Genomic DNA, 13,559 nt, shown 5'->3' with positions numbered 1-13,559 from the left:
GTAGTAGCCCAACGGTATGGTCCATTCCTATGGAAGATTCTTGGGCCACTTTGGGCGTCGACCTCCACCTGGAGACGTCCGGCGACGCGACGCGCTCCGGCGTGCGCAAGGGGCTCACGGACGCCCTGCGCGAGGCCGTGCGCGGCGGCAGGCTCGCCCCCGGCACCCGCCTCCCCTCGTCCCGCTCCCTCGCCGTCGACCTGGGCATCGCCCGCAACACCGTCGCCGACGCGTACGCGGACCTCGTCGCCGAGGGCTGGCTCACCGCCCGCCAGGGCTCGGGCACCCGGGTGGCCGAACGTGCCGTGCCGCGCCCCGTCGAACCCGCACCGCGCCGCAGGGCTGTCGGCGGTCCGACGTACGACCTGAAGCCGGGCACCCCCGACCTCGCCTCCTTCCCGCGCGCAGCCTGGCTCAAGGCCGCCCGCCGGGCGATGGCCGCCGCCCCGAACGACGCGCTCGGCTACGGCGACCCGCGCGGCCGGATCGAGCTGCGCACCGCCCTCGCCGACTACCTCGCCCGCGCACGCGGCGTGCACACGGACCCGGACCGCATCGTCGTCTGCGCCGGGTTCGCGCAGGGCCTGATGCTCCTCGGCGGTGTGCTGCGGGCGCGTGGTCTGCGGGAGGTGGCGGTCGAGTCGTACGGCCTCGACGTGCACTGGAATCTGCTGAAGCGGGCGGGGCTGCGGACGAGGCCGCTGCCTTTCGACGAACTGGGCACATCCACGGCCGACTTGGGGCCGGGATCGGGTTCCGGCTCGGCGAAGGCCGTGCTCCTGACGCCCGCGCATCAGTTCCCGATGGGGGATCCGCTGCACCCCGACCGGCGTGCGGCCGCCGTCGACTGGGCGCGGCGCGAGGGCGGGCTGATCCTGGAGGACGACTACGACGGGGAGTTCCGCTACGACAGGCAGCCGGTGGGCGCGCTCCAGGGCCTCGACCCCGACCGCGTGGTCTACCTCGGCACGGCGAGCAAGTCCCTCGCCCCCGGTCTCCGGCTCGGCTGGATGGTCCTTCCGGCGCCGATCGCCGCCGAGGTCATCGAGGCGAAGGGGGGAGCGGAGTGGGCCTGCGGGGCGCTTGACCAGCTGACGCTCGCGGAGTTCATCACGTCGGGTGCGTACGACCGCCATGTGCGGGGCGCCCGCCTGCGCTACCGCCGCCGCCGGGACCAGTTGGTCGCCGCTTTGGCGGCACGGGCGCCGGAGGTACGGGCCACGGGGATCGCCGCGGGCCTGCACGCGGTGCTCGAACTGCCGCAGGGAACCGAACGGTCGGTGGTACAGGCGGCGAGCTGGCAACGCCTCGGGGTACAGGGCCTGTCCGCCTTCCGCCACCCGGCCGCGCAACTCCCGGGCCGCGACGCGCTGGTGGTGGGATACGGGACGCCGCCGGATCATGCGTGGGCGGGGGCGTTGGATGCGTTGTGCAGGGTGCTGCCGTAGGGCTAAATCTCAGCCCGTCCGGCGTTTGAGGACATCTTGTCCGGGGTCTGGGGCGGAGCCCCTGCGCGGCGAAGCCGCCAATAGATGCAGCCGGGAAGGGGCGGGATTGGGGAGAGCCCCGCAGGGACAGCCCTACCGAGCCCCCTCCACCGGCACGCCCTCCGCAGGAGCCGGCGCCTCACCGAACCGCGCCAACGCCAACGCCCCCACCACAGCCACCACGAACCCCAGCACGGCCAGCCACTCCAACCCGCCCCGAGTCCGATCCCCCAGCCACACCACCCCCACCACCGCGGGCCCGATCGTCTCCCCGATCACCATCCCCGCGGTAGCGGTCGTCACCGACCCCCGCTGCAACGCGGAGGTGAGCAACAGAAACGCCGCGCCCCCGCCCACCAGCAACGCATAACAGGCCGGGTTCCTCACCAACGCCCCCGGCGAGACATCGTCGATCAGCCGCACAGCCACCTCCACCACCCCGAATCCGAGCCCCGCCCCGAGCCCCAGAGCCAGCGCCCGCCCTCGCCCGGGCAAGCGCCCTGCCACCGCACCGAGCAGCAGCACCCCCACCGCCACGCCCAACATCACGTACCGCAGAGTCGTCGACCCGACGCCCTCGCCCTCGTCCCCCGACGCGAGCCCCAGCATCGCGAGCCCCGCGCACACCACCCCTACGGCTGCCCACTCCACCCCGCTCAGCCGCACCCGCAGCAGTCGCGAGGCCACCACCGCCGTGACGGCGAGGCTCGCGGCGAGCGCCGCCCCGACGGCGTAGATCGGGATGGAACGCAACGCCACGATCTGCAGCAGGAACCCGAGCCCGTCGAGCGCGAGCCCCACGACGTACCGCCACTGTTTCACCGCGCGCAGCAGCAGCGCGGGATCGACCCCGGACCCCGTTCCCGGCGCCGTGGCGCGGGCGGCGACGGCCTGGAAGACGGAGGCCGTACCGAAGCAGACCGCTGAACCGAGAGCGCAAATCATCCCAAGAGACACGAAGTGACTGTAGAGGAAAGGGATTCGCTTGGGCCGTTTGGCATGGCCATGCGCGCCTCCCTACGCTGAGCGCCGATCACGTACGACAACGGGGGAGAGGCAGAGCAAATGGCAGCGGAGCAAGAACAGAAGCAAGAACAGAAGCAAGAACAAAGGCAGAAGAGGCCGCGGCGCAGGCTGCGGTCCAGCACGGTCGTGCTCGGCGGAATGGGCGTCCTCGCGGCGGCCCTGACCTCGTGCGGCTCGGAACCGGACAAGCGGTGCGTGGACCGCGACAGCTACGACTCCCTCACCGGTTACAAAATCGTCGGCGACAAGAACTGCAAGAGCGGTACGTCCTCATCGAAGGGCAAGGGCGGCAGCTCCTACGGGACGGGCACTGGCACCGGCAAGTCCGGCCGCATGGACGCCGACTGGTACTACGACAGCGACGTCGACGGCCGTTACGCCGACTACGGCACCTTCAGCCGCAGCGAGGCCGTGGACCGCGACGGTTTCGGCTGCTCGGGCAGCGGCGGCGGCTGAGGGGGACACGAGCCCCGAGAGCCGAGAGCCGAGAGCCGAGCCCCGAGAGCCGAGACCGAGACCGGAACCATGGAACGCCGCACCCTCACCCCCCGCCCCGGCTGGCAGCAGACCGTCGAGGACCAGGGGCTCATCTACCCCCTCACCCGCTACCCCGACGATTCGCTCCGCCCCTACTGGGACGAGTCCGCCTGCTACGTCTTCTCGCTGCCCGAGGTAGAAGCCCTCGAAGAGGTCGTGGAGGAGCTGCACGCGATGTGCCTGGCGGCAGCCGAGCACATCGTCAAACACGACCGCCTAGCCGACCTCGGCATCACGGATCCCCGAGTGGCCGACGCGGTCACCGAGGCCTGGCACCGCCGTGCCGAACTGCCCTCCCTCTACGGGCGATTCGACCTCCACTACGACGGCACGAGCGGCAGCCCGGCCAAGATGCTGGAGTACAACGCCGACACCCCCACTTCCCTGGTCGAGGCCGCAAGTCCCCAGTGGTTCTGGATGGAGGAGTGCTTTCCGGGCGCCGACCAGTGGAACTCTCTCCACGAACGCCTCGTCGACGCCTGGAAGAAGCAGGCGTCGCTGCTCCCGCCCGGCGGCCCGCTGTACTTCGCGCACTCGGCGGGCGACGAGCTCGGTGAGGATCTGATGACGGTCGCGTATCTGCGCGAGACCGCCCAGCAGGCCGGGCTCGACACCGAGGCGATCTCCATGGAGGACATCGGCTGGGACCGGCTCTCGCGGCGCTTCGTCGACAAGAAGCTCGGCTTCATCCGCAGCTGCTTCAAGCTCTACCCGTGGGAGTGGCTGACGACCGACCGCTTCGCCCCGCACGTCCTTGAGACCCTCGACAACGGCGGCGGCACGGGCTCCACCCTGTGGATCGAGCCCGCATGGAAGATGCTCCTCTCCAACAAGGCGCTGCTCGCGGTCCTTTGGGAGCTCTATCCCGGCCACCCCAATCTCCTCCCCGCCTACCTGGACGGCCCGCGTGAGCTGGCTTCCGGGCGGGGCTACGTCGCCAAGCCCCTCCTCGGCCGCGAAGGCGCCGGAGTCACGATCCATCCACCGGGCGACGCCGCGATCCCCGTACGGGAAGAGGCTTGCTGCTACCAGGAGTTGGCGCCGCTGCCCGACTTCGACGGCAACCGCGTGGTGCTCGGGGCGTGGGTCGTCGAGGACGAGGCTGCGGGGCTCGGCATCCGGGAGTCGGCCGGCCTGATCACGGACGAGTACGCGAGGTTCCTCCCGCACGTGATCCTCTGAGATACAGGTGGGTCCTGGCTCAAACGCCCCTAGTACGCTGCCGGTTGATCGAGATGACGCACTCGGAGGCGGAGCGAACATGGCCGACAGCAGGATCAACACCACGCAGCCTCACACGGCCCGGATCTGGAACTACTGGCTCGGCGGCAAGGACAACTACCCCGTCGACCAGGCCGCCGGGGACCAGATCCGCACGCTGCACCCCGGTATCGGCGCGTACGCGCTCGCCGACCGGCAGTTCCTCGGGCGCGCCGTGAGCCATCTCGTGACCGAGTGCGGCATCCGGCAGTTCCTCGACATCGGCACCGGCCTGCCGACCGCCGACAACACCCACGAGGTCGCCCAGCGGATCGCCCCCGAGTCCCGCGTCGTGTACGTGGACAACGACCCGTTGGTCCTCACCCACGCGCGCGCCCTGCTCACCAGCACCCCCGAGGGCAGGACCGACTACCTCGACGAGGATCTGCGCAATGTGGACGCGATCCTCGAACACGCCGCCAAGACCCTGGACTTCGACCGGCCGGTGGCGCTGATCCTGCTCGGAGTCGTCATCTTCATCGAGGACGACTCCGAGGCGTACGGCATCGTGCGCCGCCTGCTCGACGCGCTGCCGGCCGGCAGCCACCTGGTCCTCTCGCACACGATCACCAGCCCGGAGATGCCCGACGTGGACGCGGCGGTGGCGTTCTGGAACGAGAACGGCACGCCCAAGCTCACACAGCGCACCCCTGAGCAGGTCGTCGGCTTCTTCGAGGGCCTGGACCTGCTCGAACCCGGTGTGGTGTCGTGCAACCGCTGGCGTACGGAGACAGCGGCGGGCGTCGAGGACGTGGCCATGTTCGGCGGGGTCGGCGTCAAGCGCTGAGGCCGAGCCCGCAGAGCTGGGCCACCAGCGCCCCGGAGAGCTAGGCGAGCACGGCCCGCAGCTGATCAAGCCCCCAGTCCAGATCCTCCTTGCTGATCACCAGCGGCGGAGCGATCCGGATCGTCGAGCCGTGGGTGTCCTTCACGAGGACACCCCGGCCCATCAGCTTCTCGGAGATCTCGCGGCCCGTGCCGTGCGACGGCTCGATGTCGACGCCCGCCCACAGCCCGCGGCCCCGCACCTGCGTCACCGCACCCGTGCCGGCGAGCAGCCCCAGCTCGGCGTGCAGATGCTCGCCGAGCTCGGTGGCCCGCTGCTGGAACTCGCCCGAGCTCAGCATGGCGACGACCTCAAGGGCCACCGCGCACGCCAGCGGATTGCCGCCGAACGTCGAGCCGTGCTCACCCGGCTTGAACACCCCGAGGACATCCGCGTCCGCCACCACCGCGGACACCGGCACGACACCCCCGCCGAGCGCCTTGCCCAGGATGTACACGTCCGGCACCACGCCCTCGTGCTCGCACGCGAACGTCCTGCCCGTCCTGCCGAGCCCCGACTGGATCTCGTCCGCCATGAAGAGGACGTTCCGCTCCCGCGTCAACTCCCGTACACCCGCGAGATATCCGGCCGGCGGAACCAGAACCCCCGCCTCGCCCTGGATCGGCTCAAGGAGCACGGCCACGGTGTTCTCCGTGACAGCGGCCCGCATCGCCGTCAGGTCGCCGTACGGCACGATCTCGAAACCCGGCGTGTACGGACCGAAGTCCGCCCGCGCCTCGGCGTCCGTCGAGAAGCTGACGATGGTCGTGGTGCGCCCATGGAAGTTGTCGCGCGCGACAACGATCTTCGCCCGCCCGTCGGGCACACCCTTGACCTGGTACCCCCACTTCCTGGCGGTCTTCACGGCCGTCTCCACCGCCTCGGCCCCGGTGTTCATCGGCAGCACCATCTCCTTGCCGCACAGCTCCGCGAGCCGCGTACAGAATTCGGCGAACCGGTCGTGGTGGAAGGCCCGGGAGGTGAGGGTGACCCGCTCCAGCTGCTCCTTGGCCGCGTCGATCAGGCGGCGATTGCCGTGACCGAAGTTCAGGGCCGAGTACCCGGCGAGCATGTCGAGGTAGCGGCGCCCCTCGATGTCCGTCATCCAGGCGCCGTCGGCAGAGGCGACCACAATGGGCAGCGGGTGGTAGTTGTGCGCGCTGTGAGCTTCGGCCGAGGTGATGAACTCTTCGGTAGTCGACACGGGGTCTCCGTTCGTCCTGCGGCGGGGGGCGGGTGTGGCGCCCAGTTTCTATCGTCGCTCGGATCGCGGACGAAGAAACCTGCCGTGGCGGCGTGCCCGCTAGGCTGGCCGCTACAGCACGGCGACTGGCGCACGGGGAACGGACCCCGGGGAAGCCGTGCGAGGCAACACCTTCGAGGTGCCGACCGCCTGGGCACCCCGGGACCACGACCGGACACTGACCGCTCGCCCCGGAGGACGCCATGACTCACGCCGCTCCATCAAGCACCCCGAACACCCTCAGTCACCCCGCGCTCGCCGCCGAGGACCCCGAACTTGCCGCCCTCGTCGCTGCCGAGGAACAGCTTCAGGCCGACACCCTGCGCCTGATCCCCAGCGAGAACTACGTCTCCACCGCCGTCCTCGAAGCCTCCGGCACGGTCCTGCAGAACAAGTACAGCGAGGGCTACCCCGGCCGCCGCTACTACGAGGGCCAGCAGAACATCGACCCCGTAGAACGCCTGGCCGTCGCCCGCGCCAAGTCCGTCTTCGGCGTCGAGCACGCCAACGTGCAGCCCTACTCCGGCTCCCCGGCCAACCTCGCCGCCTACCTCGCCTTCGCCGAGCCCGGCGACACCGTGATGGGCATGGCACTGCCCATGGGCGGCCACCTCACCCACGGCTGGGGCGTCTCCGCCACGGGCAAGTGGTTCCGCGGCGTCCAGTACGGCGTCCGCCACGACACGGGCCTCATCGACTTCGACGAGGTGCGCGACCTCGCCCTCAAGGAGCGCCCGAAGCTGATCTTCTGCGGTGGCACCGCCCTGCCCCGCACCATCGACTTCGCGGCCTTCGCCGAGATCGCCCACGAGGCGGGGGCCGTCCTCGTCGCCGACATCGCGCACATCGCGGGACTGATCGCGGGCGGCGCCCACCCCTCACCGGTGCCGCACGCCGACGTGATCTCCACGACTACCCACAAGACCCTGCGCGGCCCGCGCGGCGCGATGCTGATGTCCCGCGAGGAACACGCCAAGGCCATCGACAAGGCGGTCTTCCCCGGTCTGCAGGGCGGCCCGCACAACCAGACCACCGCGGCCATCGCCGTCGCCCTGCACGAGGCGTCGCAGCCTTCCTTCCGGGACTACGCCCACGCGGTCGTCGCCAATGCCAGGGCCCTCGCCGAAGCCCTGCTCGCCCGGGGCTTCGAATTGGTCTCCGGCGGTACCGACAACCACCTGATCCTGATGGACCTCACGCCCAAGGACGTCCCGGGCAAGATCGCCGCCAAGGCTCTGGACCGGGCCGGGATCGTCGTCAACCACAACACCGTGCCGTACGACCCGAGGAAGCCGTTCGACCCCTCCGGCGTCCGTATCGGCACCCCTTCGCTCACCTCCCGCGGCCTCGGAACACAGCACATGCCGACCGTCGCCGACTGGATCGACCGAGGCGTCGCCGCGGCCCGTGCCGGTGACGAGGACGCCCTGACGAAGATCCGGTCCGAGGTCGCCGACCTGATGGCCGCCCATCCGGCTCCGGGCCTGCCGACGCACTGACCCTGTGTTCCTCGTCTCATTCGTGACGGCCGGATCGAGTCATTCGAGACGGCCGGATCGAGACGTCGGATCACAAGATCGCGGCACACCCGTCACACGACTGTTTCCGAGCAATGAGAGACACCTGAGAGAATGAGCCCTATGGCCACTGATCGTCCTCGCGTGCTCTCCGGAATTCAGCCCACCGCAGGCTCGTTCCACCTCGGCAACTACCTTGGCGCGGTCCGCCAGTGGGTGGCGCTGCAGGAGTCCCACGACGCGTTCTACATGGTGGTGGACCTGCACGCGATCACGATTCCGCAGGACCCGGCCGACCTGCGGGCCAACACCCGGCTCGCAGCCGCCCAGCTCCTGGCCGCGGGGCTCGACCCGGAGCGCTGCACGCTCTTCGTCCAGAGCCACGTTCCCGAGCACGCCCAGCTCGGCTGGGTCATGAACTGCCTCACAGGCTTCGGTGAGGCGTCGCGCATGACGCAGTTCAAGGACAAGGCGGCCAAGCAGGGTGCGGACCGCGCCTCCGTGGGCCTCTTCACATACCCGGTCCTGCAGGTCGCGGACATCCTGCTCTACCAGGCCAATCAGGTCCCGGTCGGCGAGGACCAGCGCCAGCACATCGAGCTGACCCGCGACCTCGCGGAGCGGTTCAACGGCCGCTTCGGCGAGACGTTCACCGTTCCGGCGGCGTACATCCTCAAGGAGACGGCGAAGATCTTCGATCTCCAGGACCCGTCGATCAAGATGAGCAAGTCGGCGTCCACCCCCAAGGGCCTGATCAACCTCCTCGACGAGCCCAAGGCCACCGCCAAGAAGGTCAAGAGCGCGGTCACCGACACCGACACGGTCGTGCGCTACGACACAGCGGAGAAGCCGGGTGTCAGCAACCTCCTCGGCATCTACTCCACGCTCACCGGGGCCGGAATCCCGGAACTGGAGCAGAAGTACGCCGGCAAGGGCTACGGTGCGCTGAAGACGGACCTCGCCGAGGTCATGGTCGACTTCGTGACTCCCTTCCGGGACCGCACCCAGGCCTACCTGGACGACCCGGAGACGCTCGACTCGATCCTGGCCAAGGGTGCGGAGAAGGCGCGCGCCGTCGCCGCGGAGACACTTGCCCAGGCGTACGACAAGGTGGGCCTCCTGCCCGCCAAGCACTGAGCCACACCGCCCCCTGCACCACACCAGGCACAGCAGCGCCCTCTGCCCGCCATCCGATGCCCGCCATCCGACCGACAGGAGTACGACGTGGGGACCGTAACGATCGGTGTGTCGATCGCGGTCCCGGAGCCTCACGGCAGCCTGCTCCAGGAGCGGCGCGCGGGCTTCGGGGACCCCGCGGCGCACGGCATCCCCACCCACGTCACGCTGCTGCCGCCCACTGAGGTGGACGCAACCGCGCTGCCCGCGGTTGAGGCGCACCTGGGGGCCGTCGCCGCTGCCGGGCGACCCTTCCCGATGCGGCTCTCCGGGACGGGCACGTTCCGTCCGCTGTCGCCCGTCGTCTTCGTCCAGGTGATGTCGGGCGGCGCGGCCTGCGGCTGGCTCCAGGAGCGGGTGCGGGACGCGTCGGGGCCCATGGCGCGCGAGCTGCAGTTCCCGTACCACCCGCATGTCACGGTGGCGCACAGCATCTCCGAAGAAGCCATGGACCGGGCGTACGCGGAGCTTTCGGAGTACACCGCCGAGTGGCCCTGCACCGGCTTCGCGCTCTACGAGCAGGGCGCCGACGGAGTGTGGCGCAAGCTGCGCGAGTTCGCCTTCGGTGGCGGCGGCCCGGTGGTACCTCCGCAGGCCACGGCCCCGGCCGCGCACAGCTCGCTGCCCGCCCGCTGATCCGGGGCGCCGACCCCGTAGAGCCCGCGGGGCCTCACACCGGAAGCCGCCGGAACACCGTCCGCGGCACGTGACGCAGCGCCGACATGACCACCCGCAGCGCGCCGGGCACCCACACCGTCTCCGAGCGCCGACGCAGGCCCGTCTCGATGGCCAGCGCGACCGCCTCCGGAGTGGTCGCCATCGGGGCCTCCTCCAGGCCCGCCGTCATCTTGGAGCGTACGAAGCCGGGGCGGACGACCATCACGTGCACCCCCGTGCCGTGCAGTGCGTCGCCCAGGCCCTGGGCGAAGGCGTCGAGGCCCGCCTTGCTGGACCCGTAGATGAAGTTCGAGCGCCGGGCCCGCTCGCCCGCGACCGACGAGAGCACCACCAGGGAGCCGTGCCCCTGGGCCTGCAGCGACCGCGCGCACACCAGGCCCGCGGAGACCGCGCCGGTGTAGTTCGTCTGCGCGACCCGCACCGCGGAGAGCGGCTCGTCCTCGTCGCGTGCCTGGTCGCCGAGGATGCCGAAGGCCAGCAGGACCATGTCGATGTCGCCCTCGGCGAAGATCTTGCCGAGCGTGGCCTCGTGGGACTCGGAGTCGAGCGCGTCGAAGGCGACGGTGCGGACGTCCGCCCCCAGGTCGCGCAGGCCCGCCGCGGCCTTCTCCAGGCCCGGGGAAGGACGCCCGGCGAGCCACACCGTGCGGGTGCGCCGCGCGACCAGACGGCGTGCGGTGGCGAGGCCGATCTCGGAGGTGCCGCCGAGTACGAGCAGGGACTGGGGGGTGCCGAAGGCGTCCTTCATGGGGCCAACTCCTTGAGGTGCTAGAGGGCGAGGCGGCGCGAGAGGTCCGAGCGGAACACGCCGCGCGGGTCGAGGTCCGCCCGCAGGGCGCGGAAATCGTCGAGCCGCGGATACATCGCGGCGAGCATCTCGGGCCGCAGGCGCGAGTCCTTGGCCAGGTAGACGCGGCCGTCGGACGATGCGACCTCCTCGTCGAGCTCGTCGAGGAAGGCGCCGAGGCCCGGCAGGTTCGCCGGGATGTCCAGGGCGAGGGTCCAGCCGGGCATCGGGAAGGAGAGCCAGCCCGGATCACCGTCGCCGAAGCGCTTCAGTACGGCGAGGAAGGACGGGCAGCCGCGATCGGAGATGCGCCGCACGATGCGCCGCAGGGACTCCTCCTTGCCGTACCCGACGACGAATTGGTACTGCACGAAGCCGCCGCGGCCGTACACGCGGTTCCAGTGCGGGACGCCGTCCAGAGGGTGGAAGAACGTCGACATCTTCTGGAGCTCGCCCACCCTCAGGCGGGGTGCCTTGCGGTACCAGAGCTCATTGAAGAGGCCCACCGACTTCCGGCCGAGCAGCCCTTCGGGCAGGAAGCGCGGGGCGGCAGGCAGCTGGCCGGGGCGGAACGTCAGCGGGGCTCTGCGCGCGCGTGGTGGAAGGGCGTCCAGGGGAGCGTGATCGCCGCGCGTGAGCACCGAACGCCCCATGGACACACCGCGCGCGAGGAGGTCGATCCACGCGACCGAGTAGCGGTAGCGGTGGTCGGTGGCGGTGAGGCGGGCCATCAGGTCGTCCAGGTCGGTGGCGCGCTCCGTGTCCACCGTCATCAACGACGTCTCGACCGGCTGCAGTCGTAGCGTCGCGGCGAGGATCACGCCGGTCAGGCCCATGCCGCCCGCCGTCGCGTCGAACAGGGCGGTGCCGCGCTCGACCGCCTGCACCGCGCCGTCGGCGGTGAGCAGTTCCACGGCCATCACGTGGCGCGAGAACGACCCGGATCCGTGGTGGTTCTTGCCGTGGATGTCCGCGCCGATCGCGCCGCCCACGGTCACATAGCGGGTCCCGGGCGTGACCGGCACGAACCAGCCGAGCGGGAGCAGGACCTCCATCAGGTGGTGCAGGGAGACCCCGGCGTCGCACAGGACGGTGCCCGCGTCCGCGTCGATGGCGTGGATGCGGTCCATGCCGGTCATGTCGAGGACCGCGCCGCCCGCGTTCTGTGCGGCGTCCCCGTATGCCCGTCCAAGGCCCCTGGCGATGCCGCCGCGCTCCCCGCAGGCCTGGAGGGCGGCCACGGCCTCCTCGGGTGAACGGGGGCGGATCAGGCGGGCGGTGGAGGGGGCGGTGCGCCCCCACCCCGACACGGACACGGCCTCGGACGTCGTCGCGGTCGCGGAGTCGGCGGGCGGAGCGGAGTCGGCAGGCATAGGCGTGACCGTATCGCCCGAGCAGGGATAGTTTGCCCATATTCATCCCAGCTCTCACCGAAATGGGTGATTGATGGAGTGTCGTCGTATATTGCCGTAAATATTGAGAGCTTGCCTAGAAGAGTCGGGAGGTCAGGTCCTTGAAGTCACCGGAGAAGGAGGCCACATGCACGACCTGGACCACCGGCTGCTGTCGGCCCTGCGCGACTGCGGCTCCGACACGCGCGTGGCCGCCGCCGCACGGGCCCTGTCCTGGACCGGCGAGCACGGCGCCCTCTGGCTCTGCGCGGGGCTCGCGGGCGCCGCGGTCGACCGTGAGCGGCGCGGCGCGTGGCTGCGCGCCGCGGCACTGACCGCGGCGGCGCACCTGGCGAGCATGGGCGTCAAGCGGGTCGTACGGCGCCCGCGCCCCGGCGGCGACACGGGAGCGGAGCCCCTCGTCAGGACCGCGGGGCGGCACTCCTTCCCCAGCTCGCACGCCACTTCGGCCGCAGCGGCCACCGTCGCGTACGGCGCGCTGAGCCCCGCCGGAGCCCGTATCGTGCCGCCGCTCGCCGCCGCGATGTGCGTCTCGCGGATGGTCGTCGGCGTCCACTACCCGAGTGACGTGGCAGCCGGCGCGGCCCTCGGCGCCCTCACCGCGCGCATGGGCTCCGCCTGGATGAACGGGAGCCGCAAGCATGGCTGACCGCACCGCCCTGCTCGAACGCCCCCAGCCGCCACGGCCGTCAGGGCCGGGCACCCTCGCCCTGCCGCTCGGACTCCTGAAGACCGCGCGCCCCCGCCAGTGGGTGAAGAACGTCCTGGTCGTCGCGGCCCCCGCCGCCGCGGGCGAGCTCTTCTCGCGCCACTCGCTGACCCAACTCCCTCTGGTGTTCGCACTGTTCACCGCAGCCGCGTCCGCCGTCTACCTCATCAACGACGCGCGCGACGCCGATGCCGACCGCGCCCACCCCACCAAGTGCCGCAGGCCGGTCGCCGCAGGGCAGGTGCCGGTGGCGGTCGCCTACGCGGTCGGCGGGCTGCTCGCCGTGCTGGCGCCCGTGGCCGCCGCCGCGTTCTGCACGCCCCTGACGGCGGGTCTCATCTCCGCCTACGTAGTGATGCAACTGGCCTACTGCGTCAGCCTCAAGCACATCCTCGTCGTCGATCTCGCCGTCGTCACCACGGGCTTCCTGATGCGCGCGATGATCGGGGGAGTGGCCCTGGGCATCCCGCTCTCGCGCTGGTTCCTGATCACCACGGGCTTCGGCGCGCTCTTCATGGTCTCCGCCAAGCGCTACTCCGAAGCCGTCCAGATGTCCGGGAGCTCCGAGAAGCTGGGCGCCACGCGCGCGTTGCTCACCGAATACACCACCGGCTACCTCCGCTTCGTCTGGCAACTCGCCGCCGGGGTCGCCGTCCTCGCGTACTGCCTATGGGCCATGGAGAGCGGTGGTACCGCCGACGGCGGCTCGCTGCCCTGGCGGCAGCTGTCGATGGCCGCCTTCGTGCTCGCGGTCCTGCGGTACGCCGTCTTCGCCGACCGGGGCACGGCGGGCGAGCCCGAGGACGTCGTCCTGCGCGACCGTGCGCTCGCCGTCATCGGCCTGGTGTGGATCGCGATGTACGCCCTTGCGGTGGCCGACTTGTGAGCCCCCTCAGGGAGC

13 protein-coding genes and 1 riboswitch are annotated in these 13,559 nt (G+C 70.9%); of the genes, 9 read left to right on the top strand and 4 right to left on the bottom strand.

Annotated features, from left to right (window positions below; all coding sequences use genetic code 11):
* Positions 1-29 precede the first annotated feature (29 nt).
* Positions 30-1,448 carry a PLP-dependent aminotransferase family protein gene (locus ACFQ7F_RS09830; RefSeq protein ID WP_383268747.1) on the top strand — a complete coding sequence of 473 codons (1,419 nt, stop codon included), beginning with the start codon at positions 30-32 and terminating at the stop codon, positions 1,446-1,448.
* Positions 1,449-1,580: 132 nt separating this feature from the next.
* On the opposite strand, the gene ACFQ7F_RS09825 is transcribed toward ACFQ7F_RS09830, so the two are convergent.
* Entirely contained in the window at positions 1,581-2,432 is an 852-nt protein-coding gene (locus ACFQ7F_RS09825; RefSeq protein WP_383268828.1) for a hypothetical protein, read from the bottom strand.
* A 120-nt stretch (positions 2,433-2,552) separates the two neighbouring features.
* On the opposite strand from ACFQ7F_RS09825, the gene ACFQ7F_RS09820 reads away from it, so the two are divergent.
* The 3 genes from ACFQ7F_RS09820 (at position 2,553) to ACFQ7F_RS09810 (ending at position 5,097) form a co-directional block, all read left to right on the top strand.
* Positions 2,553-2,969, top strand: coding sequence for a hypothetical protein (locus ACFQ7F_RS09820; RefSeq protein WP_383268744.1), 417 nt, complete (start codon positions 2,553-2,555; stop codon positions 2,967-2,969).
* Positions 2,970-3,038: 69 nt separating this feature from the next.
* Positions 3,039-4,232 carry a glutathionylspermidine synthase family protein gene (locus tag ACFQ7F_RS09815; protein ID WP_383268741.1) on the top strand — a complete coding sequence of 398 codons (1,194 nt, stop codon included), beginning with the start codon at positions 3,039-3,041 and terminating at the stop codon, positions 4,230-4,232.
* Between the two features lie 79 nt (positions 4,233-4,311).
* The gene (locus tag ACFQ7F_RS09810) at positions 4,312-5,097 is read left to right on the top strand and encodes an SAM-dependent methyltransferase (RefSeq protein WP_383268739.1); all 786 of its coding nucleotides are present in this window, start codon (positions 4,312-4,314) and stop codon (positions 5,095-5,097) included.
* Between the two features lie 40 nt (positions 5,098-5,137).
* Here ACFQ7F_RS09810 and rocD read toward each other — a convergent pair whose 3' ends face one another.
* Complete coding sequence (gene rocD / locus ACFQ7F_RS09805) at positions 5,138-6,340, bottom strand: ornithine--oxo-acid transaminase (RefSeq protein ID WP_383268736.1); 1,203 nt, start codon at positions 6,338-6,340, stop codon at positions 5,138-5,140.
* Positions 6,341-6,451: 111 nt separating this feature from the next.
* A riboswitch (ZMP/ZTP riboswitch) is annotated at positions 6,452-6,542 on the top strand.
* A gap of 40 nt (positions 6,543-6,582) precedes the next feature.
* On the opposite strand from rocD, the gene glyA reads away from it, so the two are divergent.
* The 3 genes from glyA (at position 6,583) to ACFQ7F_RS09790 (ending at position 9,708) form a co-directional block, all read left to right on the top strand.
* A complete protein-coding gene (glyA, locus tag ACFQ7F_RS09800; protein ID WP_383268733.1) occupies positions 6,583-7,878 on the top strand; it encodes a serine hydroxymethyltransferase in 1,296 nt (431 codons plus the stop codon).
* 141 nt (positions 7,879-8,019) lie between these two features.
* Positions 8,020-9,033: a tryptophan--tRNA ligase gene (trpS, locus tag ACFQ7F_RS09795; protein WP_383268731.1), complete on the top strand. Its 1,014-nt coding sequence runs from the start codon at positions 8,020-8,022 to the stop codon at positions 9,031-9,033.
* A gap of 87 nt (positions 9,034-9,120) precedes the next feature.
* A complete protein-coding gene (locus ACFQ7F_RS09790) occupies positions 9,121-9,708 on the top strand; it encodes a 2'-5' RNA ligase family protein (RefSeq protein WP_383268728.1) in 588 nt (195 codons plus the stop codon).
* Positions 9,709-9,742: 34 nt separating this feature from the next.
* Here ACFQ7F_RS09790 and ACFQ7F_RS09785 read toward each other — a convergent pair whose 3' ends face one another.
* Together ACFQ7F_RS09785 and ACFQ7F_RS09780 are read right to left on the bottom strand one after the other, a co-directional pair.
* Positions 9,743-10,498, bottom strand: a complete 756-nt coding sequence (locus ACFQ7F_RS09785; RefSeq protein WP_383268725.1) for a decaprenylphospho-beta-D-erythro-pentofuranosid-2-ulose 2-reductase — start codon at positions 10,496-10,498, stop codon at positions 9,743-9,745.
* A gap of 20 nt (positions 10,499-10,518) precedes the next feature.
* Positions 10,519-11,910 carry an FAD-binding protein gene (locus ACFQ7F_RS09780; RefSeq protein ID WP_383268722.1) on the bottom strand — a complete coding sequence of 464 codons (1,392 nt, stop codon included), beginning with the start codon at positions 11,908-11,910 and terminating at the stop codon, positions 10,519-10,521.
* Positions 11,911-12,076: 166 nt separating this feature from the next.
* Here ACFQ7F_RS09780 and ACFQ7F_RS09775 point away from each other — a divergent pair, with 166 nt between their 5' ends.
* Positions 12,077-12,598, top strand: a complete 522-nt coding sequence (locus ACFQ7F_RS09775; RefSeq protein WP_383268719.1) for a phosphatase PAP2 family protein — start codon at positions 12,077-12,079, stop codon at positions 12,596-12,598.
* Positions 12,591-13,544 (top strand): decaprenyl-phosphate phosphoribosyltransferase, encoded by a 954-nt coding sequence (locus ACFQ7F_RS09770; RefSeq protein WP_383268717.1) that lies wholly within the window; start codon positions 12,591-12,593, stop codon positions 13,542-13,544. Before ACFQ7F_RS09775 ends, ACFQ7F_RS09770 begins: the two co-directional genes overlap by 8 nt.
* Positions 13,545-13,559 lie beyond the last annotated feature (15 nt).

Origin of the sequence: Streptomyces sp. NPDC056486, from assembly GCF_042795295.1 — a bacterium.
Taxonomy (GTDB): Bacteria; Actinomycetota; Actinomycetes; order Streptomycetales; family Streptomycetaceae; genus Streptomyces.
The sequence above is the reverse complement of the archived record's forward strand: the minus strand, read 5'-3'. Positions and strand labels throughout refer to the sequence as shown.